The organism is Mesorhizobium sp. M0663 (assembly GCF_040320585.1).
In the GTDB taxonomy this organism is placed as follows: Bacteria; Pseudomonadota; Alphaproteobacteria; order Rhizobiales; family Rhizobiaceae; genus Mesorhizobium.
The window spans coordinates 17,510-42,674 of record NZ_JAMYPX010000032.1; the positions used below are offsets into that span (position 1 = coordinate 17,510).

The window sequence follows — 25,165 nt, forward strand, 5'->3', positions numbered from 1 at the left end:
GGCTAGGCAGCAGCGCCGCAGGCCGGATTGCCCGCCTGCCAGCGGGCAATGTCCGAGCCGATGCGGGCGCCGAGCGGTTCCGCCATCAATGGGCCGAACACGTCGACGCGGCTCGAATTGCCTTGCGCCTGCACGACCAGCAACGGCTTTCCACCATAATGTTTGGCCGGCACCAGCAGGAAGCGCGGCGTGCCGCTGAACGAATTCAGCTCGTTGGCCATCTGGTAAGATTTGAAGGCAGGGTCCTTGCTGGCGATCCAGCATTTGTGGGCAGCTATTGCCACCTGCTCCATGGCAAGCAGTGACGCACTCTTGCCCGCCGGCGCCGGCGCGCTCTTCGGGCCTGACTGGCAGGAGGCGAGTACAAGCCCGGCGGCAGTAGCGACGGCGAGGCGCGTGGTCGTCGGTCTCATGTTCAAGCGGCGCCCATCTCGAGTTCGGACAGAAAGATCGTCAGACCGTCTGTCATCTCACCCCAGACGCGCGACAGCGCCGGATGCTGCAAGGCTATTTGCTCGTAGGCATCGAATTTCGGATAGGCGTCAAGCAAATCGGGGCGGCCCATCGTTGTCCTGAAATTGTTGAAGACGAAGCGGGTCGGCGTCAACCACGCATCGGCAAAGGAGATGTCGTCGCCGAGCGCGAACGGGCCATGCGCCATGCGGGCCTCGATTGCCGCAAGCCCGTGATGCAATCGGGCGAACTGTGCCTTGATCTCCGCCTCGTTGCGCTGCGGCACGAAATGGAGCTCGAACAGCTTCATCGTCGGGGCGAGCACGTCGAGGTCGGTGATGCGGGCGAACATGCGCACCAGCGCCCGGTCCTTCGAGTCCCTCGGCAGCAGCGCCGGCTCGGGAAAGCGCTCCTCCAGATATTCGGCGATGACCACCGATTCGACGATCGTTTCGCCGGAGCCGGTGATCAGCACCGGAATCCGGTTCAACGGCGAGATGGCACGAAACGCCTCCGGGATGGGAAACCCCGGCGGCGGTGCAATGAGCTTGAGCGGCACGTTCTTGATGTAGGCCAACGCCCGCACGATCGACGAATAGGGCGACAACGGCCGCGAATAGAGTTTCATGACCGTGGCTCCAGGAGGAAAATTGAAGGCATCAAGCAGCGATGCCCAGCGCGCTTTCGAACAGCGCCCGGCCGTCGCTGCCGCCATGCGCCGCTTCGATCAGGTTCTCGGGATGCGGCATCAGGCCGAGCACGTTGCCGCGGCCGTTGACGATGCCAGCAATGTCGTTGATCGAGCCGTTGGGATTGGTGCCTTCGGCATAGCGGAACACCACCTGGCCTTCGCCTTCGAGGCGGGCCAGCGTTTCGGCATCGGCAAAATAATTGCCGTCATGGTGCGCCACCGGCGCCCGGATGATCTGGCCCGGCTGGTAGCGGCGGGTGAACATCGTGTTGGCATTGGCGATCTGCAGCTTCACCTGACGGCAGACGAATTTCAGCGAGGTATTGCGCATCAATGCGCCCGGCAGCAAGCCGGCCTCGACCAGGATTTGGAAGCCGTTGCAGACGCCGATGACCGTGACGCCCTTGGCCGCCTTTTCGGCCACAGCCCGCATTACTGGCATGCGCGCGGCAATGGCGCCGCAGCGCAGATAATCGCCGAACGAAAAGCCGCCGGGAATGGCGATCAGGTCGACATCGGGAATTTCGGTGTCGGTCTGCCAGACGGTGACCGGCGGCGTGCCGGAAATCTTGGTCAGCGCCGCGATCATGTCGCGGTCGCGATTGAGGCCTGGGAGCAGGACGACGGCTGATTTCACCTCAGGCGATCTCCACCGCGTAATTCTCAATCACTGTATTCGCCAGAAGCTTGTCGCACATGGCTTTCAGATCGGCCTCGGCCTTGGCGCTGTCGCTCTCGGCCAATTCGACGTCGAAAACCTTGCCTTGCCGCACCTGGCCGACGCCGCCGAAACCCATTCCGGACAGCGCGTGCTCGATTGCCTTGCCTTGTGGGTCTAGCACGCCGTTCTTGAGGGTTACGGTAATGCGGGCCTTGATCACGCTGGACATGCTCCTGTTCACCTGTTGAGCGGGCAAGCCGTCAGTGCGGCTTACCTTTGACACCGTCGGTCGATGCGACGAGCACCGGCCCGGCCGGACGCGGTGGCTCGTTCTCGTTCATGATGCCGAGACGGCGGGCAACTTCCTGATAAGCCTCGACCAGCCCGCCCATGTCGCGGCGGAAGCGGTCCTTGTCGAGCTTGTCCTGCGTCGCCACGTCCCACAGCCGGCAGGAATCCGGCGAGATCTCATCGGCAACGACGATGCGCATCATATCGCCTTCGAACAGGCGGCCGCATTCGATTTTGAAATCGACCAGCTGGATGCCGACGCCCATGAACAGGCCGGAAAGGAAGTCGTTGACGCGAATGGCCAGCGCCATGACATCGTCGATCTCCTGTGGGCTCGCCCAGCCGAAGGCGGTAATGTGCTCTTCCGATACCATCGGATCGTCGAGCGCATCGGCCTTGTAATAGAATTCGATGATCGAGCGCGGCAGCACGGTGCCTTCCTCGATGCCCAGGCGCTTGGCCAGCGAGCCGGCGGCGACGTTGCGCACCACCACTTCGAGCGGGATGATCTCGACTTCCTTGATCAACTGCTCGCGCATGTTGAGCCGGCGGATGAAGTGGGTCGGAATGCCCATCCGGTTGAGATGATTGAAGATGTGCTCGGAAATGCGGTTGTTGAGCACGCCTTTGCCATCGACGATTTCATGCTTCTTCTTGTTGAAAGCGGTAGCGTCGTCCTTGAAGAACTGGATCAGCGTGCCAGGCTCCGGTCCCTCATAAAGGATCTTGGCCTTGCCTTCATAAATGCGGCGGCGATTTTTCATCTGATTTTTCTCTGGATTTGCGGGCAGGCGGCAAGCGACCAGTTCCTGTCCGTCTGCCTAAAATAAGATGGCGACGGTGGGGTTCAATGCCGGTGTCTATCCCAATCGCACTGTTTGCTCAATCGGCAAATCCTTTCAATCAACCGCTTTCGGGCACCGAAATGCCGCAGCGCAGCAAGCAATGTAGCATATTGACCGGCCGGCGCCCTTTTGGTTTGTGCTCCGGCAACACATATTGGCACAACGAATCGGATTTCACGGAGGGATGCCATGAGCAGCATGAAAGACCGCGAAGAGGGCTTTGAGCGCAAATTCGCATTCGACGAGGAACTTCGGTTCAAGGCTGCGGCACGCCGCAACAGAGCGCTCGGCCTGTGGGCTGCCGAAAAGCTCGGCAAGTCCGGCGCCGATGCCGACGCTTATGCCAGGGAAGTGGTCGTCAGCGACATCGAGGAAGCCGGCGATCACGACGTTTTCCGCAAGATACGCAAGGATTTCGATGCGGCCGGCATCGACCAGTCGGACCATCAGATCCGCCGCACCATGGATGAATTGATGGCGCAGGCGATCGAGCAGATCAAGAACACCTGATCCCCATCGATACTCTTCGAATGCTGGACCAATCGACCGCCCGGCCTCACCGGGCGGTTTTTCTTTGCCTTTGCGGTCATTTCCGGCTGAATTGCTGCAAGCAAAGAGGAAATCGCCAATGTCCCTGAAGTCACGCCTTGCGGCCGACGAGACGCTGTTCACCGCATGGTCCGGCGTGCCGGATGCGTTGACGGTCGAGATACTGGCCAGGCAAGGGTTCGACGCGGTTACGCTCGATATGCAGCATGGTGGCCATCACGAGGATAGCGTACTTCGCGGGCTTGTGCCGGTGCTGGCCGCCAACAAGCCGGCTTTGGTACGCATCCCGGTCGGCCGCTTCGACATGGCCAGCCGTGCGCTTGACTTCGGCGCCGAGGCGGTGATCGCCCCGATGGTGAATTCGGTGGCGGACGCAAAGCTGTTTGCTGCCGCAATGAAATACCCGCCACTCGGCGAGCGCTCCTGGGGCCCGACCTATGCTTTTCCGCGCCATGGCAAGGGCGACTATGCCGACTGGCTGCGCGACAGCAACCAGCGCACCATGGCGTTCGCCATGGTCGAAACGCGGGCCGCGCTTGATGCACTCGACGGCATCCTCGACACGCCGGGCATCGACGGTATCTTCCTTGGCCCGTCGGATTTCTCGATCGCCTGGTCGAAGGGCACCACCGTCAGTTCGACGCTGGAGAGCATGATGGGGACCGTCGCCTCGATCGCCGAGCGCACCCGCAAAGCCGGCAAGCATGCGGCGATCTATGTGATGGAACCGGCCATCGCCGGTCGCGTGGTGTCGATGGGTTACCGGCTGCTGGCGATGGGTTCCGAGCATTCGCTGATTTCGCTTGGGGCAAAGACCCTGCTGAACAGCGTCAGGGATTCGATCGGTTCCTAGAGCAATTCCAGGAAAAGTGTGAAACGGTTTTCCGTCCGGAATTGCGTCAAAACAAAGAGATAGAGCGGTTCGCCGTTTCCGTGAAACGGTGAACCGCTCTAGAGATCCGTCAGGAATTTCGCGAACGTCATCGAGCCTTCAGGCCAGGGGCCGAAGCCGGAATCCGCGTTGAGATGACCGGCATCCCCGGCGTCGATGAACAGCGAGCCCCACGCCCCGGCAATGTCCTCGGCGACGCCGAAGGCGCAGAACGGGTCGTTGCGGCTGGCGATCACCACCGACGGAAACGGCAGCGGGTCGCGCGGATAGGGGCCGAAGGTCATCAGGTGCCTCGGCTTTATCTCTGGATTGGCGACATCGGGCGGCGCCACGAAGAAAGCGCCGGCGACCGGCCTCTCGAACCGAGGCAACGCTTGAATGACCGCCGCGACGCCAAGCGAATGGGCGACGATGACGACCGGCCGCTCGGCCTCGTTAACCGCCTTGGCGACACCGGCCGTCCAATCCTCGCGCACCGGCTTCGACCATTCCGCCTGTTCGACGCGGCGCGCTGTCGATAGTTTCGACTGCCAGCGGCTCTGCCAATGATCGGGGCCGGAATTGGTGTAGCCCGGCACGATGAGAATATCTGCTTCCCTGACTTTCATGGCGCGCATGTAGCGAGAGGCGCTGTCGGGTGCAACCGGGTATGAACTCAACAGCGACACGCAAACGGCCGCTCACGAGCCCGGTTCTGCTCGCTATTGTGAACACCCTGTTCGCTTCTTGCGCTCTTGTGTGAACGATCGCGATCAACGATCTGTCGCCAGGAAAGAATGGCTGTTCCGAGATTTTGCCACGGACATGGCGTAGAATGATTGATGGCGCCGGATTGTTCTGTTGGAAGCTTGTCGAGCGCCGCCTGAACGGAGCACTTTGATGAGCGAACTGCCTTTTGCCGCGACGACCCCGGTCAGCGTTGCCCGCGTCGGCTTGCGGGCGCGCGATGCAGACAATCTCGCTGCCTACTATCGCAAAGTCGTCGGTTTGCAGGAACTGAGCCGCGCCGGCGGCACCATTACGCTCGGCGCAGTCAATCGCCCTTTGCTCGACATCGAAGCGGATCCGGCCGCGAAACCCGATGACCCGCGCAGCGCCGGTCTTTTCCACACCGCCTTCCTGCTACCCAGCCGGGCCGATCTCGGCCGCTGGATCAACCATGCCATCGCCAACAAGATCGGCATCGAGGGCGCATCCGACCACCTGGTCAGCGAGGCGCTCTATTTGACCGATCCCGAAGGCAACGGCATCGAGATCTATGCCGACCGCCGTCCGCAGGACTGGAAATGGAACGGTGACAAGATAGCGATGGCGACGGAGCGGCTGAACATTCCGTCGGTCGTTGCCGAGGTGCCGGCCGGCGACACCGGCTGGCAGGGCGCGCCGGAAAACAGCATTATCGGCCACGTCCATTTGCGGGTCGGCAGGCCGGAAGAAGCCGAAGCATGGTGGCATCAGGAGTTCGGTTTCGACACAGTGGCAAAGTACGGTGGCGCGGCGGTGTTCCTGTCGTCCGGCGGCTATCATCACCACATTGGCGCAAATGCGTGGCAGAGCGCGGGCGCCGGTCGCCGCGATCCCGCCCGCTCCGGCTTGGCCTGGGTCGAGATGCGCTCGGACAATGCCGCAAGCGAGACCACCCGCGAGGATCCGTGGGGCACGGTGATAAGGACGGTTCCCGGTAAGGCATAGGCTAGAGGTTCGCTTTTTCGAGCAAGCGGCCAAGCATCAGCAGGCCCGCTGGCCATACGCCGAGGCGGGCCTCATTTCCCATATGGCCGAGATCGCCGGCATCGGCGATATCCGCGCCCCAGGCTGCGGCAAAAGCGGTCGCCTTGTCGAAGGTGACGCGTGGGTCGCTGCGGCTCGCCACCACCAATGTCGGGAAGGGCAGGCGCTTCAGCGGCATCGGCGCGAACGGGCGCACCGCGTCGAATGAGGGATCGGTATCCTCGACATTGGTGGCGGCAACCAGGAATGCCGCCGCGACCTTGTCGAGTTGGCTTTGACTGGCGCCGGCAGCCCACTTCACCGCCGTCGCCACCGCCAGCGAATGCGCAAGCAGCACGACGCGGCGCGGTGCGGCGGCCACCGCGGCATCCACCTGGCCGATCCAGTCTTCAGGCTTTGGCCGGTCCCACTCGGCCTGCAGCACGCGGCTCGAATTGGGGAACACCCGGCACCAATGCGACATCCAATGATCCGGCCCGGAATTGCCGCGCCCGGGCAGGGCAAGGAAATCGAAATCTCCGGCCGACGAAATCATCAGGCTTCTCCAAACACTCGGCTAAAGATCGTATCGACGTGCTTGGTATGATAGCCCAAGTCGAATTTCTCACGGATCTCGGCCTCGGGCAAGGCTGCGACAACGTCCTTGTCGGCCAAAAGTTCCTCAAGAAAATCAGCGCCTTGCTCCCACACCTTCATGGCGTTGCGCTGCACCAGCCGGTAGGCGTCCTCGCGCGAAACACCGGCTTGCGTCAGCGCCAGCAGCACGCGCTGCGAATGCACGAGGCCACGGAATTTGTTCATGTTCTTCAGCATGTTGTCGGGGTAGACGAGCAGTTTGTCGACAACGCTGGTCAGGCGTGAGAGCGCGAAATCGAGCGTCACCGTCGCGTCGGGCCCGATCATGCGCTCGACCGACGAATGCGAGATGTCGCGCTCGTGCCACAGCGCCACATTCTCCATTGCCGGCAATGCGAAGGAGCGCACCATGCGGGCAAGGCCGGTGAGGTTCTCGGTCAGCACCGGGTTGCGCTTGTGCGGCATCGCCGACGAGCCCTTCTGTCCGGGTGAAAAGTACTCTTCTGCTTCAAGTACCTCGGTGCGCTGCAGATGGCGCACCTCGATCGCCAGCCGCTCGATCGACGAGGCGATGACGCCGAGCGTGGCGAAGAACATCGCGTGGCGGTCGCGCGGGATCACCTGCGTCGACACCGGCTCCGGCTTCAGTCCGAGTTTCTTGGCCACGTATTCTTCGACATAGGGGTCGATATTGGCGAAGGTGCCGACCGCACCGGAGATGGCGCAGGTAGCGATGTCCTCGCGTGCATGCACCAGCCTCTCGCGGCAACGCGAGAATTCGGCATAGGCCTGCGCCAGCTTGACGCCGAAGGTGGTCGGCTCGGCATGGATGCCGTGGCTGCGGCCGATGGTGATGGTGTCCTTGTGCTCGAAGGCGCGGCGCTTGAGCGCCGCAAGCAGCCCGTCAATGTCGGCCAGCAGGATGTCGCTGGCGCGGGTGAGCTGCACGGCAAAACAGGTGTCGAGGACGTCGGAGGATGTCATGCCCTGGTGGATGAAGCGGGCATCCGGCCCGACGAATTCGGCAAGATGGGTGAGAAAGGCGATGACGTCATGCTTGGTGACCCGCTCGATCTCGTCGATGGCTTCGACATCGAATTTTGCCGCCCCGCCTTTCTCCCAGATGGTCTTGGCGGCCTCCTTCGGGATGACGCCGAGCTCGGCCAATGCGTCGCAGGCGTAGGCCTCGATCTCGAACCAGATGCGGAACCGGGTTTCGGGGGACCAGATGGCCACCATTTCCGGCCGGGAGTAGCGAGGGATCATCAGTCGGTCCTGACTTGCGAGAGCATTTGCCCGCGTCCTAACAGAGGCAGGCAAAATGCTCAACGTTGCTGGCGCGCAAACCAGACACTGACGACAGCGAGCGCAATGAAACCGAGCGGAAAATACAGCCGGATGCCAAGGACGACGAACTGGTAGAGTGCCGTCAACATCGTGAACACAAACTGGAAAACCCAGGTGATGGTGAACGCGGGCGCATGCCATTGGACATAGTAGGAGCGGTATTGCAGCCCAAAGAGGCCGCCGGTGACGGCGATCGTCGCTGCGAGAAGGCAGACGAAGGCGGCGGCGAGGGCGATTTCCCAGTGGCGTCCGAGCGAGACGAGCCGCGCCAGAAACAGCCCAACCGGGAAGGCCAGCGCGCCGCCGGCAGCATAAAGCAGCGAGACGAAGCGGACCTTCGCCGGGGTCTCCCAATCGTACAACAGCAGATTGAGCAGCGCGCTGGCGCCCATCGCCATGGCCCACAGCAAGGCACCGGCAAATGCGGTGCGCAGCGACGGCAGAGCACGGCGGAGACGGCGCAGAGCGCGATAGCGCATGGCGGGGAACTTCACAGGCGACCGGTTACCGCGATCCAGCGATAGTCCGGCCCTTCGAAGCCGTATTGGCGCACCGCGATCAGCACGGCATAGGCGCTGAGGCTATCCAGCGAAAATGTCTGAACCGCGCCGATCTGGTAGCCATTCGGACAGCCTCTGCTTTGCGGGATCGATTTGTCCTCGTGAATGATCCTCGTCTGGCCGCCATCCTTCGCCTCGATGCGCAGCAGGCGAAAGCCATTGATCTCGCCCTGGCTCTGGCAGCGTTCGGTGTCGTTCATGCCGATCTGGTCGAGCCGGAACTCGAGCGGATCGTCGACCGGCGAGAAGATCGGGCGCGGATTGACCACCATGCGGAAGGGATCGGCAGAAAGCTCGGTCACCGGGTTGAAGCCGGCGGTGATGCCGCGATTTGCCGTGAGTTCCGCCTGACCGACGATCGCTTCGCCCCTTTGCCGGGCCTGCAGCCGCGCTGCGGCCACCGTGGCATTCTCGTCGTCGAGCCGGACACGTATCGGCGAGCCCTTCAGGAAACTGTCGTCGGCCGTGTCGATATAATAGCGGTTGGCATAGGGAAATCCCGATCCGTCCTGGACGCCATATTCCTCGAAGGCAAAGACCCCGCCATCACGGCTGAAGCCGAGGACATCAAGCTCGGCGACATCGCCTGCGTGGGCGGCGACCAAAGTTGCAAGCTGGGCAAGCAGGCAGACGGCAAACAGGGCAAGATTTCGCATGGGGCTTTCCATTCCGGCAGTCGATGCCGTTAAATTCCCTATCACGATGCTGTCAAAAGATCGTGCTGACTGAAACACAAAAGTCGATGCATCCAATCCGCCCGTCGTTTGTTATTGTCGGCAGCTTCACCGCATCGTGCCTTCCTAAAATCATAATCGTTTTTCGTAAGGCACGATGCATTGATTCAAAATGTTTAGAGCGTCCTTTGCGCGTCCAAAAGGACGCGCGGCGCTCTAAGGGAGTCCCCCATGACAGATGCAGCCAAGATTCGCGAACGTATGGAAGTGATCGGCGCCGACGGCGTCCATGTCGGTACCGTCGACAAGGTTGACGGAGATCGCATAAAGCTGACCAAGCGCGACAGCGGCGAGGGCGCTCACAGGGGCCATCACCACTTCATTCCTCTCAGCCTTGTCGCCGAGGTCGAGGGCCAGAAGGTGCGGCTGTCGGCAAACTCGGATGTTGCGGTCACGTTCGAGGAAGAAAAATCCGAACCCACCTGATCATAATCCAGGCTCACCCGAATGAGCGTTGCGCGTTCAGCGCGACGACCAGACCGGGAACAGATCGCCCTCGGCCGGCGTCGCGGCAAAGACGCCGCGGCTGATGGCGCGCGCCATCGTGGCGCCGGCCGCGGCGTAGAGATCGACGGCATCGTTGGGTGCGAGCTCGATGCCGCTCTTGCCCGTTGCCAGCGCGAAGACCAGATCGCCGTCTGCGGGCGTATGCGTCGGCCAAATGGCACGGACAAAGCCGTCATGCGCCGATATCGCCAGGCGTTTGGCGGCGGCCTTCGTGAGTACCGCATCGGTGGCGATCACGGCGATGGTCGTGTTGGCGCCGGTTTCCGCCTGCTCTGCCGCATGCTTGTCACGGAACTTCAGCAGGACCTTTCTGGCATCGTCAGGCATCGGGTAGGGATAGCCTAACCCGCCGAACTCGTCGCCGATCTCGAACGGCGCCGCCCAGAAATGGCGGGTCCCGGCGACCGTCACCGAGCCGGTCGGGTTGACGGCGGCGAGCGCGCCGATGGTGACGCCGCTGTCCAGCGCCGTCGAGGCCGAGCCGAGCCCGCCCTTCAGGCCGGAGCTCAGCGCGCCGGCACCCGCGCCGGCGGTGCCGAGCGCAAAGTCGATCGCGGCGGCTTGCGCGGCTTCGTAGCCGAGGTCGCGGTAAGGCGGATACCGGCCCCAATCCTTGTCGCCGCCATTGCGCAGATCGAACAGGATCGCCGCCGGCACGATCGGCACGCGAAAGCCGCCAACCTCGACGCCGATGCCTCTTTCGCGCAACGCCGCCTGCACCCCCGACGCGGCGTCGAGGCCAAAGGCCGAACCGCCGGAAAGCACCACGGCATGGATGGCGTGGATCGAATTGTGCGGCTCGAGCAGGTCGGTTTCGCGGGTGCCTGGCGCACCGCCCAGGATTTGCACGCCGGCCACGGCCGGTTCGTCGCAGATGACGGTGGTCACACCGGATTTCAGCTTCGCATTCGCCGCATTGCCGACACGCAGGCCGGCGACGTCGGTGATGAGATTGCGCGGACCCGTACGGAACATCCCCGTGCTGGACATCATTGGCTCTCCGCCGGCACGAAACGGCCGCCGTCGAAACGGTAGGCTCGATAAGGATTTTGCGTCAGGTCACCTTTTTCGTCAAAGCGGATCGGTCCGATCGCCGTGGTGAAGTCATGCGCGGTCAGCACGTTGGCTAGCCTCTCGCCGGAGCTTTGCGGCAATGCTGAAGCCGCCTTGGCGATCTCGACCGCGGCATAGGCGGGAAGCGTGTAACCTTCCGGCACGATATTTTGTCCGGCAAAGCTCTGCAACACCTTGGGGTCGGCGACATCGGCCCATTCGGGCGGCGCGATCATCAGCGTGCCGACGGCATAAGGCACGTCACCGAGCGGCGCGCGCAACGCTTCGCCGCCGGCAAACACCATGCCGGTATTTAGCTGGCCAGCATCCCGGCCCATAATGGCGATATCATCGCCGTCGCCGCCGGCAAAGACATGCGTTGCGCCGGCTTTCTTCAGCCGGCCGATCAGGCCGATCTGGTTGTCGAGCTGCGGCCGGAACGTGTCGACGAACACCGGCTTCAGAGCCGCTTGCTCGGCGGCTGCCCGAAACGTCTCGGCCATTTCGCGGCCATAGATCGTGCCGTCGTCGACTATGGCGAACAGCTCGGTCTGCCATAGGCGGGTGAGGATGGCAGCGACGGCATTGCGCTCGTCGTCGCCGCGCGGCCCGAGACGATAGATCGGCCATCCGGTCTTGGCGCGCCGGTCGGTCAGGCTTTCCGTGCGAACGCCGACGGTGATCACCGGTATGCCGGCATCCTTGAGGATCGGCAGAGCCGCCTCGATTGCGTCGGTGCACAAAAACCCGATGACGACGTTGACCTTGGCCGCGGTGAACTCCCGCGCGGCGGCGGCGCCACCGTCGGCCGTGCAGGCGTCATCGATCGTCTTGATTTCGGCATCGTTCGCTTCAGCCGCCATTGTCGCGCCGGCCTCGATCTGTTTGCCGAGGATCGCCGACGGCCCCGACAAAGGTGCCGCGACGCCGACCAGCAGCGTCTCGGCATTTGCACTGCAGGCGACCGAGAGCCAGGCCAGCACCGCTATCGTGGTTGTCCAAGGTCGCATGCGAGCGAAGAATTCCTCCACGCCGGTCGCGTGGTTGCCGGCGCCAATGCCGTCAAGACCTAAAGGCTGGCCAGCTTTGGCGCAACACGCGAATTCGGGATATAGGTCAAGCACTTCGCTTGTGGCCTGCAATATCCCCCCATATATAACGGTTGGTTCTGACTAGTGGAAAATCATCGGTGCTGAAGAAGAATGACATCGGGCCGCAGGCCTACCGCGACGCGATGGCCCATTTTGCTGGCCATGTGCATGTAGTCACCACCGATGGCCCTGCCGGCAGGCGCGGCGCGACGGTGATCGCGGCCTGCTCGGTGTCGGACACGCCGCCAACCATCCTGGTTTGCCTCAATCGTGAAAATCCCAAGAACGAGCCGTTCGTGGAAAACGGCAAATTTGCCCTGAACACGCTGGCTTCGGATCAGGAGCCGCTGTCGATCGGCTTTTCCGGCATCACCGGCCTGCCGGTCGAGGAGCGTTTCGCGTTGGCCGAATGGGATGTGATCTCGACCGGTGCGCCGACGTTGAAGGGCGCGCTCGCCGTCTTCGACTGCGAGCTGATCGACACCAAGGATCTGGCCACCCACCGTGTGCTTTTTGGCAAGGTGACAGGTTTGCGCGTCGGCGATAATTTGCGGCCGCTGATTTATCACAACCGCGGCTATCACGCTCTGTAGAGGCTTTTAGATGGCCGCGCCCGCGGAGACAGAATGACCGAGTTGAAAACCGCGTCCGGCGCCGCGGACGATCGACGAGACGCTCGATCCGGTTGACCCGTGCGGATTGTGTGGCGGACCGGTCGCTGGCGACCGTGTTGTTTTTATGCGTTCGGTCAACCCGCGGCGGTGGATCGAGGCTGGCGTGAAGCGCGTCGCATAACCACATGTCTGCCAGGGAGAAATCATGGAACACAGTATCTATCTCGATGAGGCTCGCGACCCGCTGATCATCGCGGAGGGCTGGATGAAGGACGGCAAGGATGTCGCCATTGCCACCGTGGTCGAGACCTGGGGCTCGGCGCCGCGCCCGGTCGGCAGCCACCTGGTCATCGACGCCGAAGGCAATTTCCACGGCTCCGTCTCGGGCGGCTGCGTCGAAGGCGCCGTAGTCACCGAGGCGGTCGAGGTTATCGATAGCGGCAAGGCCAAAATGCTCGAATTCGGCGTCGCAGACGAGACCGCCTGGCAAGTCGGCCTGTCCTGCGGCGGCCGCATCAAGGTCTATGTTGAAAGATTGGGCTGATTCTCGATGGATCCTTACGCGCTGAAGACACTCAACGCCGAACGTCGTGCCCGCCGCGCGGCGATTTTGGTAACCGATCTTGGCGACGGCCGCGACCGTATCGTGCGCGAGAGCGACCAGGTTGCCGGCGAACTCGGGGCGGCCGTCGCCAAGGCATTTCGCACGGGCAATTCCGGTTCGGTCGAAGCTGAGGGACGGACCTTCTTCCTCAACGCACATCTGCCGCAGCCGCGCCTGGTAGTGATCGGCGCCGTCCACATCAGCCAGGCGCTGGCACCGATGGCCAGGATCGCCGGCTATCCCGTAGAGATCATCGACCCGCGCACGGCGTTTGCCACGTCCGACCGCTTTCCCGATATCGCGCTACATGCCGAATGGCCGGAGGATGTGCTGAATCGCCAGCCGCTCGACGGCTATACGGCGCTGGCTGCCCTCACTCATGATCCGAAGATCGACGATTTCGCGCTGAAGGCGGCGCTCGACGCCGGCTGCTTTTATGTCGGCGCGCTCGGCAGCCGCAAGACCCACGCCAAACGTGTGGAACGCCTGCTGGCTTCGGGAGCGACCGCCGACCAGATCGCCCGCATTCATGCCCCGATCGGCCTCGACATTGGGGCTGCCAGCCCGGCCGAGATCGCCGTCGCGGTGTTGGCGCAAGCGATCCACGCCTTTCGCTCCCGTGGTCTCGAATCCAAAGGCGCGGTCGCGTGAAATTTGGTCCCGTTGCGATCGATACGGCCGAAGGGGCAGTGCTTGCGCACGCCACCACGGTCGGAGAGCGCCGCTTCCGCAAGGCGCACAGGCTAAGCGCCGGGGATGTGTCCCTGTTGAAGGCCGCTGGCGTTTCCGAGGTCGTAGCGGCGGTGTTGGCGCCCGATGATCTCAGCGAGGACGTCGCTGCCGAAAAGATCGCCGCATCCATGATCCATCGCAACATCGAGGCGAGGCCCGCCGCGACAGGTAGGGTCAACCTCCACGCGCAGGCTGCCGGCATGTTCACCGTCGACGCGGCGATGATCGACGCCATCAACGCCGTCGATCCGACGATCACCATCGCCACGCTGGCGCAGCATGCGCCGGTCGAAAAAGGTCAGATGGTAGCAACGGTGAAGATCATCCCATTTGCGGTCGCCTCCGCTTTGGTCGATGCCGTGGCAAGGATCTGCGCCGGCGGCGAGATATTTGCGGTCAACGCCTATCAGCCGGTGCGCGTCGGCGTCATCCAGACGGTGCTGCCCGGCATCAAACCCAGAGTGCTCGACAAGACGCTGCGCGTCACCGAAGCGCGCCTGGCGCGTTCGGGCGGCAGGCTGACGGCGGAGCGTCGAACCCCGCATGAAATTATCCCCGTCGCCGACGCTGCGGCCTCGCTGATCCGCGACAACGATATGGTGGTTATCTTCGGCGCCTCGGCGATGGCCGATTTCGGCGACGTCGTTCCCGCTGCCATCGAAAAGGCAGGCGGCACTCTGATCCGCGCCGGCATGCCGGTCGATCCCGGCAATCTACTGGTGCTAGGCACTCTAGGCGGCAAGCGCATCATCGGTGCGCCGGGCTGCGCCCGCAGTCCCAAGGAGAACGGCTTCGATCGGGTGCTTGACCGGCTGATCGCCGGTCTCGACGTGACCGCCAGGGATATTGCCGGCATGGGCGTCGGCGGGCTGTTGATGGAAATTCCGACGCGGCCGCAGCCGCGCGAGCCATTGCCGGCCAAAGCCGAACCAAAGGTCGAGATCGTGCTTCTGGCCGCCGGCCGCTCCAGCCGCATGGGCGGGCCGAACAAGCTCTTGGCGCTCTTCGACGGCAAGCCGCTGGTCCGTCGCACTGCCGAACGCGCGGTCGGTTCGAAAGCCGCGGCCACCATCGTCGTCACTGGCCACCAGCGCGAGCGCGTGCGCGATGCACTGTCTGGCCTCGATGTGATCTTCGCCGACAATCCGGATTTCGGCGAGGGTCTGTCTTCGTCGCTGAAGGCCGGCATCGCCAAGATTTCCGGCGACGCCGCCGGCGCCATGATTGTCCTCGGCGATATGCCCGGCGTCGCCTCGGCCGACCTCGACAGGCTGATCGAGGCGTTCCGCAAGTCCGAAGGGCGATCGGTGGTGCGCGCCGCTCATGATGGCCGGCGCGGCAACCCGGTGCTGCTGCCGCGCTCGCTGTTCGCCGCGATCGCTCACCTCGAAGGCGATACCGGTGCCCGCCATCTGGTCGAGGCCGAAGGGCTCGACGTCATCGATGTCGAGATCGGCGAAGGGGCAGCCGTCGATGTCGACACGCGCGAGGCGCTGGAAAGCGCCGGCGGCGTGCTGCAGGATTGACAAACCGAAGCCGAAAAACGCATGGCTGCGGGATGGCCTTTCGTTCCTGCCTCCGGTTCCGCTTACCCCCCTCCGGCCTCCCGGCCCTTCTGATCGCGATTCTTTGGTCGCTCTTTTGTGCCACTTACGCCAACGCTCTCGAACTCAAACCCTTCAAGGACGATCTCTTCGCCTATCCGGTCATGCTCTCATCCGAAAACAGCGGCGCGTATACGGTCATCGATTATCGTGAGCTGCGCGATATCAACGCCCGCGACGAAGTGCCTGAGCGCCGGGTGCATGCGCAATACACCGATACCGGTGTGCGCAAGGTGCAGCAGGATTTGTTGCTGAAGACCGATGCCGGCGATGTCCGCCACATCGCCGTCGGCAAGACCGGGGGCGCCAGCATCATCGTGCTCTATCTGCACGGGCAGGGCGGTAGCCGTAACCAGGGTGCTGACGATTTCACTTTCGGCGGCAATTTCAACCGCATCAAGAACCTGATGGCCGGTAATGGCGGCCTCTATCTGTCGCCGGATTTTTCCGATTTCGGCGACACCGGTGCCGCCCAGATCGCCGCATTGATCGGCCACTATGCCGAACAGTCGCCGCGCGCAAAAATCTTCGTCGCCTGCGGCTCTATGGGCGGCGCGTTGTGCTGGAAGCTGGCAGGCCGCAAGGACTCCGGCGGGCGCATTGACGGGCTGCTGCTGCTCGGCTCGTTATGGGACGAGAGTTTCTTCTCAAGCTCCGCATTCAAGCGCCGTGTGCCGGTCTTCTTCGGCCAGGGCAGCAAGGACCCGGTGTTTCCAATCGAGAAACAGGAAGCCTTCTTCCGATCGATTCTGGGCAAATCGAAAGCCTACCCGACCCGCTTTGTCCGCTTCGAGACCGGCACACATGGCACGCCGATCCGCATGACCGACTGGCGGGGCACACTCAACTGGATGTTATCGAAGGTCCCTTAGGGCGCGGTGTTGTAGTCGAGCACGGTCTGCGGGTTGATCTCGCCGTCATAAGAGGCATCGACCTCATACTGCACCAGCGAGAAATTGCCGTGGCGAAACAGGTAGGTGCCGGCCGACGAGGCGTCGCCGACGCCGCGCCACTTGTTCAAGGATGAAATCGTTTTGGTGGCCTCGTCATATTCGGAGTTGACCAACTGGTCGTCAGTCTGGAAGCCGATGATGTTGATGCCCTCGACCTTGCCTTCGCTATTGTTGTTCTCATAGCGAATATCGAGTTCCGGTGACGCGAATTGTAATTGCCGGACGCCCGATACGTCGTCGTAGATGTAATAGACTGCGCTCTCATTGTAGGCGGCCATCGAGCAGAAAAAGCGAAACAGCCGTGTCTCGCGTTCGGGCTCGTTTTCGGCCGCCCCCGCATCCTTGTAGCGGAGCGAGTAGGCGTCCGGCTCTCCTCGCGGATCGCCGCCGGGCATGTCCTTGTCGCACTGGTCGCCATAAGTCGCGGCAAACGCCTTGTTGGCCTGCTCAAGCGCTGCGTCCTTCTTCGGCGGCGGCGGTCCTTCGCCGCAGCTTGCCGGCACGGCATCTTCGAAATCGGCCTTTGAGGGTTTCAGCGCACCCTTGTCGATGAAGATTGCGCGAAATGGCGGTTCCTGGATCGAGGCGTTGATCTGGCGCAGCGTATAGCAGCCGGCAAAGACATTCTCGCTGCCGTCCTTGGCCGTCGCCCGGATGGCGACCGGAACGCTGTAGTAGATGCTGCCGGCAGCCCCGTCTTCGGATACGCCACCGGTTTTGACTTCGACCGTGTCCGTGCCGTCATAGCCTTTGACGAAGGAATTGAAATCCTTGGCCGGCTTGGTGTCGCCGAAATAGTCCCAGGCGCGCGCGAATTCGTGCCGGCTGATGGCACTATAAAGCGACCGGATGACCGCTTCGGCATTCGACCTGTCGTCGATATAAGGCGCGTCTGCGGCGAGCGCCGATTGGCCGGCAATGGCAAGAGAGACAGAAGCGGTCGCTGCAAAAAGTGCGCGTCTCATCGGGAACCTCCACTCGATGAAAAATCCTATCATATCGATTGCGGCGGCGTGGTGACGCTTGAACAATCGCCTGCGAAAGCGCTACCTCTCGCCGTGGGCAGTCGGGCCGCGTGGAGATTTCTTGTGACCATATCAATGTATGAAGCATCCGTGCCGGTATTTTCGGCGAGGCTGAAGGCACTAGCCAATGTGCTGAACATTGCCGAGCAAAATGCGGCTGATCGCAAGATCGATCCGCAGGTGTATCTGACGGCGAGGCTGGCGCCGGATATGTTTGCGCTGACCAGGCAGGTGCAGATCGCCACCGATCACGCCAAGGGCGCGCCGTCACGGCTTGCCGGCCGCGAGGTGCCAAAATACGAGGACAATGAGGCGAGCTTCGCCGATCTGCAGGCACGCCTCACCAAGACGCTCGACTATCTCGCGACATTTTCGGCGGCCGAATTCGACGGTTCAGATTACAGGGTGGTCGAACTGAGGCTTGCGGGACGAGAGGTTTCGATGCCGGGGATGCAGTATCTGTTGCACGCCGCCATGCCCAATTTCTATTTCCACCTGACCACCGCCTACGACATCCTGCGCCACAACGGCGTGCCATTGGGCAAGTCGATCTTCCTCGGATTGCGTTGAGATCCGCTCGCGAGATATCCCGCTGCGGCGAGATATCTCACGGCGCGCTGTTTAGCGTAGGGACATTTCCCGGGCGATGCGCGGGAAATCGGCCGGCTTGACGCCGATATCGGTGCGATCGGCATTGCTCATCGAATGGAGTAGCGCCAGTGCCGCGCGATAACGCAGCTGTTCCCGCGGACGCGGACGGGCGAACATTTCAGTTAAGAATCCCATGATTCAAGCCCCTTTATTGAACCTCCACGGCCTCCAATATAGGCAGATCATGACAATTGTGCAGTGCAGCATCCGCATGGCAGCCATGCTGCCCCGATCTTTTTTGACATAATTCGGCTGTTCCGGCGAAACTTCTGTGGCGCTTCGACCGTAGGAGTCAGTGCCGGCACTTGGCCGGTTTTTCTTCGCCATTCCTGGCGAAATTCCGGACTGCGTGAAAATGCGGTCCGGCTTTTTATTGGCCGCGGGGATAAACCCCGTTCGCCGGCGTCCTGGGAAAGTCGCCTGGCCTGCCGGCGGTGGGCTTGGAAGCGGGCGGCGCTTTCCTGTATGCTGTTGTTTCCTCCTCGCGCAGCCGCGCAAAAATTCCCACCGGAGAAACTCCATGCACAAACGCCGTCTCGGCCAGACCGATCTTTTCGTGTCGCAAATCTGCCTCGGATCGATGACCTGGGGCCAGCAGAACACCGAGGCGGACGGTCACGCCCAGATGGATCTGGCGTTTGCTCGCGGCGTCAATTTCATCGACACCGCCGAACTCTATCCGATCCCGCCCAAGGCGGAGACACAAGGCCGTACCGAGACAATCATCGGCAATTGGATGAAGGAGAAGCGCAATCGCGACCAGGTGATCATCGCCTCGAAGGTAGTTGGTCGCACCGCCAACAGTTGGTTTCGCGGCGACCGCCCGTCTAAGCTGGTGCGCGCCGATATCTTCGACGCTATCGATAAGTCACTCGCCAGGCTCAACACCGATTACATCGACCTCTATCAGATCCATTGGCCGGAACGCGACGTGCCGTGGGGCGCCAATCCGAACCGCATCGGCGCCGTACCGCGACGCTCCGATGCCGCCGGCGTGCCGGAACGCGAGACGCCGATCGCCGAGACGCTTGCCGTATTCGATGAACTGGTGAAGGCCGGCAAGATCCGCCATTTCGGCCTGTCGAACGAGAATTCCTGGGGAGTCATGCGTTTCATCGCCGAAGCCGACAAGGGCCTCGGCCCGCGCGTCGCCTCGCTGCAGAACGCCTACAATTTCGTCAATCGCACCTTCGAGGTGAACCTTGCCGAAGTCTGCGAGCGCGAGCAGGTGTCGCTGCTTGCCTATTCGCCGCTGGCGCAAGGCTATTTGACCGGCAAATACGATCATGGCGCGCGGCCGCAGGGCTCGCGCTCGCAGTTGTTCAACCGCGGCCAGCGCTACGAGACTCCCAATGCTGCCGACGTGCAGCTCGAATACAACCGGTTGGCGCGCACCTTCGGCATGGAGCCGGCGCTTTTTGCCAATGCCTATGTCTCGAACCGGCCCTTGGTCACCTCGAACATCATCGGCGCCACCACCATTTCGCAACTCGAAATGGCGCTCTCTTCCGCCGACGTGGTCTGGACCGAGGACATGCAGAAAGCCGTTGATGCGATCCACCAGCGCGTCGGCAATCCGTGCCCTTGATGCGTCGGGACGCGGTTGTCCGATCGTCATAAGGAGAGGGGAACAGCCATGGACTTCCGGAGCGACGCGGTGCGCGCGAAATTTCCGGCCTTGTCGCTGACCGACAAGGGCCGCCGGCGCATCTATCTCGACAATCCTGCCGGCACGCAGGTGCCGCAGTCGGTGGGGGACGCAGTATCGCGTTGCTTGCTGACCACGAATGCCAACCTCGGCGGCTTCTTCGAGACCACCGTTGCAGCACAAGACATCGGGGACGAGGCCCATCTGGCGATGGCGGATTTTCTCGGCGCTGCGAGCCCGCAGGAAATTATCATCGGTGCCAACATGACGACATTGACCTACCACATGTCGCGAACGCTCGGCCGCACGATGAAGCCCGGGGACGAGATCATCCTCACCCGCATGGACCATGAGGGCAACGTCTCACCCTGGCTGCAACTGGCCGAAGACCTTGGCCTTGTCGTGCGCTGGCTGCCTTTCGACCAGCAGAGCTGGCAGATCGAGGAGGCGGCGCTCGCCGCGCTGCTTTCCGAGAGGACGCGGCTCGTCGCGCTCAACTACGCCAGCAATCTCACCGGGTCGATCAACCGGGTGAAGGCGTTGACCGGCATCGCCAGGCGGGCTGGTGCGTTGGTCTACGTCGATGCCGTCCAGTTCGCGCCGCATGGCCTGATCGACGTCCAAAACCTCGGCTGCGATTTCCTGATCTGCTCGGCTTACAAGTTCTTCGGCCCTCATATGGGAATTTTGTGGGGCAGGCTGGACGTTATCGATGCGCTTAAGCCGTATAAATGCCGTTGCTCGTCCAATGCCTTGCCGGAGCGCTTCGAGCTCGGCACGCCGCAAATTGAATTGATGGCCGGCCTGTCGGCGGCTGTCGATTATTTTGCCGAGTTGGGCGCGGCAGCCGGCGCGCAAGGATCGCGTCGGCTGAAAATCGCCAAGGCCTTCGAAGTTTCAATCGCTTACGAGAACCCGCTGGCGCAACAGCTGATCGACGGTCTGTCGGATATTGCCGGCCTGACCATCCACGGCATCACCGATCCGAAGCGGATCAATGAGCGTGTGCCGACGGTGTCGTTCACTGTCGAAGGCATCGTGCCGGAGACGATCGTGCGGCAGATGAATGCCGAAAACATCTTCCTGTGGTCCGGCCACAACTACGCCTGGGAGATCGTCCACCAGCTCGGCATTCCGGCCGAGCAGGGGGTGGTGCGCATCGGCATCGCTCATTACAACACTTCAGCCGAAATCGACGAGACGCTGGAGAGCGTGCACCGCGTTGTCGCCATGCTGAGGCAGGAACGATCCTGAGCGGCCCTCGCGGGCGGATCATCGCTTGTGGGCGCCGCCAAAACCGGTGAGGAAGGCGGTGAGATTGTCGCCGAGCTCGTCGCAGAGATAGCCGCCTTCCTGGACGATGACCGTTGGCAGGCCGAGCCCGGCGATCACCTCGCCAATGCGCGAAAAACCAGGCGTGCTCACCGACAGCCCGCCGAACGGATCGCCTTCGAAGGCATCTAGCCCCAGCGCCACCACAAGCGCATCGGGCGAGAAGGCGTTGATGCGCTGGAACGATGCCTCCAGCGCTTCGAGGAACGCTGCATCGCCGGATTTGCGCGGCAGCGGCAGGTTGAGATTGTAGCCGAGGCCGGCGCCTTCGCCGCGCTCGTCGCCATAGCCCCAGAAAAACGGGTAGAAGCGCACCGGGTCGGCATGCAGCGACACGGTGAGCACGTCCGGCCGGGCATAGAAGATGCCTTGCGTGCCGTTGCCGTGGTGCAGGTCGACATCGAGGATCGCCACCCGCGCCGCCTGCTTGCGCAGAACCTGTGCAGCGACCGCCGAATTGTTGATGAAGCAGAAGCCGCCGGCGACATCGGCAAAGGCGTGATGGCCGGGCGGCCGGCACAGCGCATAGGCGGCCGGCGCTCCCGACATCACCGCCTCGGCGGTTTCAACCGCGCTCCAGGCGCTCCAAAGCGCGCTCTGCCACGTCTCGCTGGAGATCGGGCAGGCGGTGTCGGCCATGTGGTAGCCGGCCTGGCCGACCGCCGAGGCCGGATAGGAGCCGTTCCGCGCGATCGGATGAATATTGGGGATGACCTCGGCCGAGGCGCCCTCGATGCGCTGCCAGCGCGCGAAGATATGCTGGAGAAAATCGAGATATTCCGGCGTATGCACCGCCGCAATCGGGCCGAGCTCGTGATCCCGCGGCCGTTCGATCGTGCAGCCGGCAGCCTTGGTGCCGGCTAACAATCGCTCGACCCGTTCCGGCTTTTCCGGATTGGGCTGCGGCGCGCCGCTTGAGAGGAACGCCTTCGGGTCGTGGCGCTTCTGTTCTTCGGCATAGAAGGCTTTCATGTTGGCTCCTCCGGTGCATCGGCAAAGGCGAAAAAGGCGTCGCCGACGATCTTCTGCACCTGCTCGTAGCTCGACCAGCCAATGCCTAACCGTTCGTAAAAAGCCTTGGCGGTCTTGTTGTCGGTGTCGACGGACAGCCTGAGATAGACGCCGCCTGCCTTCCGGCACTGCGCCGCCACCCGGCGCAGCAGGCGCTCGCCGATCCTGCGGCCACGAAAACGGTCCTCGACATAGAGGTCCTGCACATAGACGCCGGGCCGTCCCATCCATGTCGAGAAGATCGGAAAATACAGGCAAAGCCCGGCAAATTCGCCACCGACTTCGGCGATCAAGGTCGAGAAGGCAGGCTTTTCGCCAAAGCCATAGGTGCGGAGATCCTGAGCTGTCGAGGTGATCTCCTGATGTGCGCCGACATGCGCGCCGAGCCGTAGGAGTGCGGCGTGGATGGTTTCGACGTCCTCGACGGTCCCGGGCCGGATGTTGATCTCGGGCAAAGCGACAGTCACTGGAGGTACGATGCCAAGGCACCCCCCTCTGGCCTGCCCTCTTTACGACTACTTGGCATCTCCCCCTCAAGGGGGGAGATCGGATCACCTCCGCGTTCGCCAATCTCCAACGCTGAAAAAGGGGCAGGACGGCGAAGCTGCCAATCTCCCCCCTTGAGGGGGAGATGCCAAGTAGTGGTAAAGAGGGCAGGACAGAGGGGGGTGGGCCGGGAGCCAAACATTTCAGATTGCCTTCCTCTCAGAACGCCACCCGGTCGCCGCCCTTGAGCGCCAGCATGGCGCGTGCCTCGGCCGGCGTCGCGACGTCCAGCGACAGCCCTTCCAGCACGCTGCGGATACGGCGGACGTGGTCGGCATTGGACTTGGCGAGCTGGCGCCCGTCGTAGAGGCTGTCCTCCAGCCCGACGCGGACGTTGCCGCCCATTGCCGCCGCAATCGAGATCATCGGCATCTGGTGGCGTCCGGCGGCCAGCACCGAAAACCGGTAGCTCTCGCCGAACAGTTTGTCGGCGATGCGCTTCATGTGGACCAGGTTTTCTGGATCGGCGCCGATACCACCCAATATGCCGAACACGAATTGGATGAACAATGGTCCCGACACCAGCCCGCGGTCGCGGAAATGCGCAAGCGAATAGAGGTGGCCGACATCGTAGCACTCGAATTCGAAACGCGTGCCACAGCCGCGCCCAAGCTTTTCCAGCACCGTCTCCATATCGGCAAAGGTGTTCTTGAAGATCGTGTCACGGGTAGCCTCGAGCAGCTTCGGCTCCCATTCGTGCTGCCATTCTCGCGGCCGCTCGAGCATCGGGAACAGCGCAAAATTCATCGAACCCATATTGAGCGAACACATTTCCGGCTCGGCCCTGAGCGGCGCGGCCAGCCGCTGGTCGAGCGTCATCAGCGACGATCCGCCGGTGGTGATGTTGATCACCGCATCGGTCGCCTGCTTGATGCGCGGCAGGAACTGCATGAACACCTCGGGGTCGGCGGTCGGCCGCCCATCCTTGGGGTCGCGGGCATGAAGATGCAGGATCGAAGCGCCGGCCTCGGCGGCGGCGATCGCGTCTGCGGCGATCTGGTCCGGCGTCACTGGCAGATGTGGCGACATCGATGGCGTGTGCACCGACCCGGTGACGGCACAGGTGATAATGACTTTGCGCGGTGCCATGGTCGCCTCAACCTTCGACCGGCAGGTCGAGCTCGCTGGCCAGCACCTCGAGCGAGTCGCCGATGATGGATACGATCTCGCCGATCTGCGCGGCGGTGACGATCATCGGCGGGGCGACCATGAAATTGTCGCCGTCGACACCGCCCTTGACCTTGCGTCCGTAGATGATCAGGCCGCGCTCATAGGCGAGGTCGAGCAGATGCTGGGTGGCCTTCTTTGCCGGCTCGATCGGCCTGAGCGTTTCTGGGTCGGCGACCATTTCGGCACCGGTGAGTAGGCCCTTGCCGCGGATGTCGGCGATGAACGGAAACCGCTTCGCCAATCCCTTCAGCTCGTCCATCAAAAGCTCGCCCATGTCAGCCGCGTTGGCGATCAGGCCGAGGCGGTCCATTTCGCCGAGTACGGCGAGCCCGGCGGCGCAGGCGAGCGGGTTGCCGGCGTAGGTATGGCCGTGCTGAAAGCCGCCCGATGCGAGCAAAGGCTGCACCAGCCGCATCGGTGCCGCCAGCGCGCCGAGCGGCGCGTAGCCAGAGCCCAGCCCCTTCGACAGCGCGACAATGTCGGGCTTGCAGTTCCAGTGGTCGCCGCCGAGGAATTTTCCGGTGCGGCCGGCACCGCTCATCACTTCGTCATGGATGAGCAAGATGCCGTAGCGATCGCAGATCTCGCGGATGCGCGGATAGTAGCTGTCCGGCGCCACCAGTGCTGCCGTGGCAGCGCCGCCGACTGGCTCCATGATGAAGGCGAGCACGCTCTGCGGTCCCTCGGCGAGGATCTTTTCCTCCAGCATGTCGGCGTAGCGGATGCCGCGCTGTTCCATCGAAAGATTGTCGCGGTCGCGCCAGGCGATGGGCGCCGGCACGGTCGGCATCATCTGCATCATCGGCACAAATGTTTCGGACAGCGCATCGTCGCCGGTAACGGCGAGCGCGCCGAGCGTGCCGCCATGATAGGAGGGAAAGCGCGAGATCACCTTCCAACGGCTGGGCTGGCCGGTGGCGACCGCCCATTGCCGCGCCAGCTTGATGCAGGATTCGATCGCTTCCGAGCCGCCGGAGACAAAGAAGATGCGGTCCATGCCTTCAGGGAGTTTGGCGGCCAGCTGCCGCGCGAGCTCCTCGGCCGGTTCGTTCTCGAAATGCAGGCGGTAGGCGAAGGTGGCGCGGTCCATCTGCCTTTTCATCGCGTCGAGCACGTTGCGATTGGAGTGGCCGATATTGGCAACCATCGGACCGCTCGATCCGTCGATGAAGCGGCGGCCATCCTGCGTCCACATGTAGATGCCTTCGGCGCGGTCGATCAGCGGCCGGCGCAGGCTGGATAGATAAAACAGATGCGAGGCTTCGCGAGTTTCCGGGGCAGGAGACTTCAACAT

Annotated in this window: 30 protein-coding genes; 12 read left to right on the forward strand and 18 right to left on the reverse strand. The window is 62.8% G+C overall.

Annotated elements, in window-relative coordinates; genetic code table 11:
- Nucleotides 1–2: 2 nt before the first annotated feature.
- From NKI54_RS30830 to purC, 5 genes are read right to left on the reverse strand one after another with little or no spacing between them, the layout of a single operon-like run.
- Complete coding sequence (locus tag NKI54_RS30830) at nucleotides 3–413, reverse strand: hypothetical protein (RefSeq protein ID WP_352457781.1); 411 nt, start codon at nucleotides 411–413, stop codon at nucleotides 3–5.
- A gap of 2 nt (nucleotides 414–415) precedes the next feature.
- Nucleotides 416–1,081, reverse strand: coding sequence for a glutathione S-transferase family protein (locus NKI54_RS30835; RefSeq protein WP_352637831.1), 666 nt, complete (start codon nucleotides 1,079–1,081; stop codon nucleotides 416–418).
- Between the two features lie 31 nt (nucleotides 1,082–1,112).
- Complete coding sequence (gene purQ / locus NKI54_RS30840) at nucleotides 1,113–1,781, reverse strand: phosphoribosylformylglycinamidine synthase subunit PurQ (protein ID WP_023674723.1); 669 nt, start codon at nucleotides 1,779–1,781, stop codon at nucleotides 1,113–1,115.
- A gap of 1 nt (nucleotide 1,782) precedes the next feature.
- Nucleotides 1,783–2,025 carry a phosphoribosylformylglycinamidine synthase subunit PurS gene (gene purS, locus NKI54_RS30845; protein ID WP_023674724.1) on the reverse strand — a complete coding sequence of 81 codons (243 nt, stop codon included), beginning with the start codon at nucleotides 2,023–2,025 and terminating at the stop codon, nucleotides 1,783–1,785.
- A gap of 40 nt (nucleotides 2,026–2,065) precedes the next feature.
- Nucleotides 2,066–2,860 (reverse strand): phosphoribosylaminoimidazolesuccinocarboxamide synthase, encoded by a 795-nt coding sequence (gene purC, locus NKI54_RS30850; RefSeq protein ID WP_023674725.1) that lies wholly within the window; start codon nucleotides 2,858–2,860, stop codon nucleotides 2,066–2,068.
- A 270-nt stretch (nucleotides 2,861–3,130) separates the two neighbouring features.
- On the opposite strand from purC, the gene NKI54_RS30855 reads away from it, so the two are divergent.
- Together NKI54_RS30855 and NKI54_RS30860 are read left to right on the forward strand one after the other, a co-directional pair.
- Nucleotides 3,131–3,451: a DUF1476 domain-containing protein gene (locus NKI54_RS30855; RefSeq protein WP_023674726.1), complete on the forward strand. Its 321-nt coding sequence runs from the start codon at nucleotides 3,131–3,133 to the stop codon at nucleotides 3,449–3,451.
- Between the two features lie 118 nt (nucleotides 3,452–3,569).
- Complete coding sequence (locus NKI54_RS30860) at nucleotides 3,570–4,343, forward strand: HpcH/HpaI aldolase family protein (RefSeq protein ID WP_352637833.1); 774 nt, start codon at nucleotides 3,570–3,572, stop codon at nucleotides 4,341–4,343.
- A gap of 98 nt (nucleotides 4,344–4,441) precedes the next feature.
- Here NKI54_RS30860 and NKI54_RS30865 read toward each other — a convergent pair whose 3' ends face one another.
- Entirely contained in the window at nucleotides 4,442–4,990 is a 549-nt protein-coding gene (locus NKI54_RS30865; protein ID WP_023674728.1) for an RBBP9/YdeN family alpha/beta hydrolase, read from the reverse strand.
- A gap of 271 nt (nucleotides 4,991–5,261) precedes the next feature.
- Here NKI54_RS30865 and NKI54_RS30870 point away from each other — a divergent pair, with 271 nt between their 5' ends.
- Nucleotides 5,262–6,074: a VOC family protein gene (locus tag NKI54_RS30870; RefSeq protein WP_023674729.1), complete on the forward strand. Its 813-nt coding sequence runs from the start codon at nucleotides 5,262–5,264 to the stop codon at nucleotides 6,072–6,074.
- Nucleotide 6,075: 1 nt separating this feature from the next.
- Here the strand turns inward: NKI54_RS30870 and NKI54_RS30875 are convergent, their stop codons facing one another.
- From NKI54_RS30875 to NKI54_RS30890, 4 genes are read right to left on the reverse strand one after another with little or no spacing between them, the layout of a single operon-like run.
- Nucleotides 6,076–6,648, reverse strand: coding sequence for an alpha/beta hydrolase (locus NKI54_RS30875; RefSeq protein ID WP_352637835.1), 573 nt, complete (start codon nucleotides 6,646–6,648; stop codon nucleotides 6,076–6,078).
- On the reverse strand, nucleotides 6,648–7,955 hold the full coding sequence (gene purB / locus NKI54_RS30880) for an adenylosuccinate lyase (RefSeq protein ID WP_352477371.1): 1,308 nt from the start codon (nucleotides 7,953–7,955) through the stop codon (nucleotides 6,648–6,650). Before purB ends, NKI54_RS30875 begins: the two co-directional genes overlap by 1 nt.
- Before the next feature lie 59 nt (nucleotides 7,956–8,014).
- On the reverse strand, nucleotides 8,015–8,515 hold the full coding sequence (locus NKI54_RS30885; RefSeq protein WP_352637837.1) for a hypothetical protein: 501 nt from the start codon (nucleotides 8,513–8,515) through the stop codon (nucleotides 8,015–8,017).
- Between the two features lie 11 nt (nucleotides 8,516–8,526).
- Nucleotides 8,527–9,252 carry a DUF2259 domain-containing protein gene (locus NKI54_RS30890; protein ID WP_352637838.1) on the reverse strand — a complete coding sequence of 242 codons (726 nt, stop codon included), beginning with the start codon at nucleotides 9,250–9,252 and terminating at the stop codon, nucleotides 8,527–8,529.
- Nucleotides 9,253–9,501: 249 nt separating this feature from the next.
- Here NKI54_RS30890 and NKI54_RS30895 point away from each other — a divergent pair, with 249 nt between their 5' ends.
- Nucleotides 9,502–9,756: a DUF2171 domain-containing protein gene (locus tag NKI54_RS30895; protein WP_023674734.1), complete on the forward strand. Its 255-nt coding sequence runs from the start codon at nucleotides 9,502–9,504 to the stop codon at nucleotides 9,754–9,756.
- Between the two features lie 36 nt (nucleotides 9,757–9,792).
- Here the strand turns inward: NKI54_RS30895 and NKI54_RS30900 are convergent, their stop codons facing one another.
- Together NKI54_RS30900 and NKI54_RS30905 are read right to left on the reverse strand one after the other, a co-directional pair.
- Nucleotides 9,793–10,812: a P1 family peptidase gene (locus tag NKI54_RS30900; protein ID WP_352637860.1), complete on the reverse strand. Its 1,020-nt coding sequence runs from the start codon at nucleotides 10,810–10,812 to the stop codon at nucleotides 9,793–9,795.
- Between the two features lie 14 nt (nucleotides 10,813–10,826).
- Complete coding sequence (locus tag NKI54_RS30905) at nucleotides 10,827–11,900, reverse strand: branched-chain amino acid ABC transporter substrate-binding protein (protein WP_352637839.1); 1,074 nt, start codon at nucleotides 11,898–11,900, stop codon at nucleotides 10,827–10,829.
- Between the two features lie 179 nt (nucleotides 11,901–12,079).
- On the opposite strand from NKI54_RS30905, the gene NKI54_RS30910 reads away from it, so the two are divergent.
- From NKI54_RS30910 to NKI54_RS30930, 5 genes are all read left to right on the forward strand, one after another.
- Complete coding sequence (locus tag NKI54_RS30910; RefSeq protein WP_352637840.1) at nucleotides 12,080–12,574, forward strand: flavin reductase; 495 nt, start codon at nucleotides 12,080–12,082, stop codon at nucleotides 12,572–12,574.
- Between the two features lie 226 nt (nucleotides 12,575–12,800).
- The gene (locus tag NKI54_RS30915) at nucleotides 12,801–13,139 is read left to right on the forward strand and encodes an XdhC family protein (protein WP_352637841.1); all 339 of its coding nucleotides are present in this window, start codon (nucleotides 12,801–12,803) and stop codon (nucleotides 13,137–13,139) included.
- 6 nt (nucleotides 13,140–13,145) lie between these two features.
- Nucleotides 13,146–13,850 carry an XdhC family protein gene (locus NKI54_RS30920; RefSeq protein ID WP_352637842.1) on the forward strand — a complete coding sequence of 235 codons (705 nt, stop codon included), beginning with the start codon at nucleotides 13,146–13,148 and terminating at the stop codon, nucleotides 13,848–13,850.
- On the forward strand, nucleotides 13,847–15,457 hold the full coding sequence (locus NKI54_RS30925) for an NTP transferase domain-containing protein (protein WP_352637843.1): 1,611 nt from the start codon (nucleotides 13,847–13,849) through the stop codon (nucleotides 15,455–15,457). Before NKI54_RS30920 ends, NKI54_RS30925 begins: the two co-directional genes overlap by 4 nt.
- Before the next feature lie 32 nt (nucleotides 15,458–15,489).
- Nucleotides 15,490–16,407 carry an alpha/beta hydrolase gene (locus tag NKI54_RS30930; protein WP_352693428.1) on the forward strand — a complete coding sequence of 306 codons (918 nt, stop codon included), beginning with the start codon at nucleotides 15,490–15,492 and terminating at the stop codon, nucleotides 16,405–16,407.
- Here NKI54_RS30930 and NKI54_RS30935 read toward each other — a convergent pair.
- On the reverse strand, nucleotides 16,404–17,453 hold the full coding sequence (locus NKI54_RS30935; protein WP_352637846.1) for a DUF1176 domain-containing protein: 1,050 nt from the start codon (nucleotides 17,451–17,453) through the stop codon (nucleotides 16,404–16,406). The two genes, NKI54_RS30930 and NKI54_RS30935, sit on opposite strands and share 4 nt — an antisense overlap.
- A 123-nt stretch (nucleotides 17,454–17,576) precedes the next feature.
- On the opposite strand from NKI54_RS30935, the gene NKI54_RS30940 reads away from it, so the two are divergent.
- Nucleotides 17,577–18,083: a DUF1993 domain-containing protein gene (locus NKI54_RS30940; protein WP_352623630.1), complete on the forward strand. Its 507-nt coding sequence runs from the start codon at nucleotides 17,577–17,579 to the stop codon at nucleotides 18,081–18,083.
- Between the two features lie 51 nt (nucleotides 18,084–18,134).
- Here NKI54_RS30940 and NKI54_RS30945 read toward each other — a convergent pair whose 3' ends face one another.
- Nucleotides 18,135–18,299, reverse strand: coding sequence for a hypothetical protein (locus tag NKI54_RS30945; RefSeq protein ID WP_352623628.1), 165 nt, complete (start codon nucleotides 18,297–18,299; stop codon nucleotides 18,135–18,137).
- A gap of 385 nt (nucleotides 18,300–18,684) precedes the next feature.
- On the opposite strand from NKI54_RS30945, the gene NKI54_RS30950 reads away from it, so the two are divergent.
- Together NKI54_RS30950 and NKI54_RS30955 are read left to right on the forward strand one after the other, a co-directional pair.
- Complete coding sequence (locus tag NKI54_RS30950; protein WP_352637848.1) at nucleotides 18,685–19,752, forward strand: aldo/keto reductase; 1,068 nt, start codon at nucleotides 18,685–18,687, stop codon at nucleotides 19,750–19,752.
- Between the two features lie 48 nt (nucleotides 19,753–19,800).
- Complete coding sequence (locus NKI54_RS30955; protein ID WP_352637850.1) at nucleotides 19,801–21,066, forward strand: cysteine desulfurase-like protein; 1,266 nt, start codon at nucleotides 19,801–19,803, stop codon at nucleotides 21,064–21,066.
- 18 nt (nucleotides 21,067–21,084) lie between these two features.
- On the opposite strand, the gene NKI54_RS30960 is transcribed toward NKI54_RS30955, so the two are convergent.
- The 4 genes from NKI54_RS30960 to NKI54_RS30975 all read right to left on the reverse strand — a co-directional run bounded on the left by NKI54_RS30960 (nucleotide 21,085) and on the right by NKI54_RS30975 (nucleotide 25,165).
- On the reverse strand, nucleotides 21,085–22,116 hold the full coding sequence (locus NKI54_RS30960) for a histone deacetylase family protein (protein ID WP_352623622.1): 1,032 nt from the start codon (nucleotides 22,114–22,116) through the stop codon (nucleotides 21,085–21,087).
- Nucleotides 22,113–22,622, reverse strand: a complete 510-nt coding sequence (locus NKI54_RS30965) for a GNAT family N-acetyltransferase (protein WP_352637851.1) — start codon at nucleotides 22,620–22,622, stop codon at nucleotides 22,113–22,115. Before NKI54_RS30965 ends, NKI54_RS30960 begins: the two co-directional genes overlap by 4 nt.
- A 238-nt stretch (nucleotides 22,623–22,860) precedes the next feature.
- Nucleotides 22,861–23,790 carry a 3,5-dioxohexanoate:acetyl-CoA acetone transferase gene (gene kce / locus NKI54_RS30970; RefSeq protein WP_352457763.1) on the reverse strand — a complete coding sequence of 310 codons (930 nt, stop codon included), beginning with the start codon at nucleotides 23,788–23,790 and terminating at the stop codon, nucleotides 22,861–22,863.
- A gap of 7 nt (nucleotides 23,791–23,797) precedes the next feature.
- Nucleotides 23,798–25,165, reverse strand: coding sequence for an aminotransferase family protein (locus NKI54_RS30975; protein ID WP_352637852.1), 1,368 nt, complete (start codon nucleotides 25,163–25,165; stop codon nucleotides 23,798–23,800).

Coding starts and splice junctions, on each gene's coding strand:
- NKI54_RS30830 (WP_352457781.1), bottom strand. CDS start 413: ATGAGACCGACGACCACGCGCCTCGCCGTCGCTACTGCCGCCGGGCTT.
- NKI54_RS30835 (WP_352637831.1), bottom strand. CDS start 1,081: ATGAAACTCTATTCGCGGCCGTTGTCGCCCTATTCGTCGATCGTGCGG.
- purC (WP_023674725.1), bottom strand. CDS start 2,860: ATGAAAAATCGCCGCCGCATTTATGAAGGCAAGGCCAAGATCCTTTAT.
- NKI54_RS30855 (WP_023674726.1), top strand. CDS start 3,131: ATGAGCAGCATGAAAGACCGCGAAGAGGGCTTTGAGCGCAAATTCGCA.
- NKI54_RS30860 (WP_352637833.1), top strand. CDS start 3,570: ATGTCCCTGAAGTCACGCCTTGCGGCCGACGAGACGCTGTTCACCGCA.
- NKI54_RS30865 (WP_023674728.1), bottom strand. CDS start 4,990: ATGAAAGTCAGGGAAGCAGATATTCTCATCGTGCCGGGCTACACCAAT.
- NKI54_RS30870 (WP_023674729.1), top strand. CDS start 5,262: ATGAGCGAACTGCCTTTTGCCGCGACGACCCCGGTCAGCGTTGCCCGC.
- NKI54_RS30875 (WP_352637835.1), bottom strand. CDS start 6,648: ATGATTTCGTCGGCCGGAGATTTCGATTTCCTTGCCCTGCCCGGGCGC.
- purB (WP_352477371.1), bottom strand. CDS start 7,955: ATGATCCCTCGCTACTCCCGGCCGGAAATGGTGGCCATCTGGTCCCCC.
- NKI54_RS30885 (WP_352637837.1), bottom strand. CDS start 8,515: ATGCGCTATCGCGCTCTGCGCCGTCTCCGCCGTGCTCTGCCGTCGCTG.
- NKI54_RS30890 (WP_352637838.1), bottom strand. CDS start 9,252: ATGCGAAATCTTGCCCTGTTTGCCGTCTGCCTGCTTGCCCAGCTTGCA.
- NKI54_RS30895 (WP_023674734.1), top strand. CDS start 9,502: ATGACAGATGCAGCCAAGATTCGCGAACGTATGGAAGTGATCGGCGCC.
- NKI54_RS30900 (WP_352637860.1), bottom strand. CDS start 10,812: ATGTTCCGTACGGGTCCGCGCAATCTCATCACCGACGTCGCCGGCCTG.
- NKI54_RS30905 (WP_352637839.1), bottom strand. CDS start 11,900: ATGCGACCTTGGACAACCACGATAGCGGTGCTGGCCTGGCTCTCGGTC.
- NKI54_RS30915 (WP_352637841.1), top strand. CDS start 12,801: ATGGAACACAGTATCTATCTCGATGAGGCTCGCGACCCGCTGATCATC.
- NKI54_RS30920 (WP_352637842.1), top strand. CDS start 13,146: ATGGATCCTTACGCGCTGAAGACACTCAACGCCGAACGTCGTGCCCGC.
- NKI54_RS30930 (WP_352693428.1), top strand. CDS start 15,490: ATGGCCTTTCGTTCCTGCCTCCGGTTCCGCTTACCCCCCTCCGGCCTC.
- NKI54_RS30935 (WP_352637846.1), bottom strand. CDS start 17,453: ATGAGACGCGCACTTTTTGCAGCGACCGCTTCTGTCTCTCTTGCCATT.
- NKI54_RS30945 (WP_352623628.1), bottom strand. CDS start 18,299: ATGGGATTCTTAACTGAAATGTTCGCCCGTCCGCGTCCGCGGGAACAG.
- NKI54_RS30950 (WP_352637848.1), top strand. CDS start 18,685: ATGCACAAACGCCGTCTCGGCCAGACCGATCTTTTCGTGTCGCAAATC.
- NKI54_RS30955 (WP_352637850.1), top strand. CDS start 19,801: ATGGACTTCCGGAGCGACGCGGTGCGCGCGAAATTTCCGGCCTTGTCG.
- NKI54_RS30960 (WP_352623622.1), bottom strand. CDS start 22,116: ATGAAAGCCTTCTATGCCGAAGAACAGAAGCGCCACGACCCGAAGGCG.
- kce (WP_352457763.1), bottom strand. CDS start 23,790: ATGGCACCGCGCAAAGTCATTATCACCTGTGCCGTCACCGGGTCGGTG.
- NKI54_RS30975 (WP_352637852.1), bottom strand. CDS start 25,165: ATGTTGAAGTCTCCTGCCCCGGAAACTCGCGAAGCCTCGCATCTGTTT.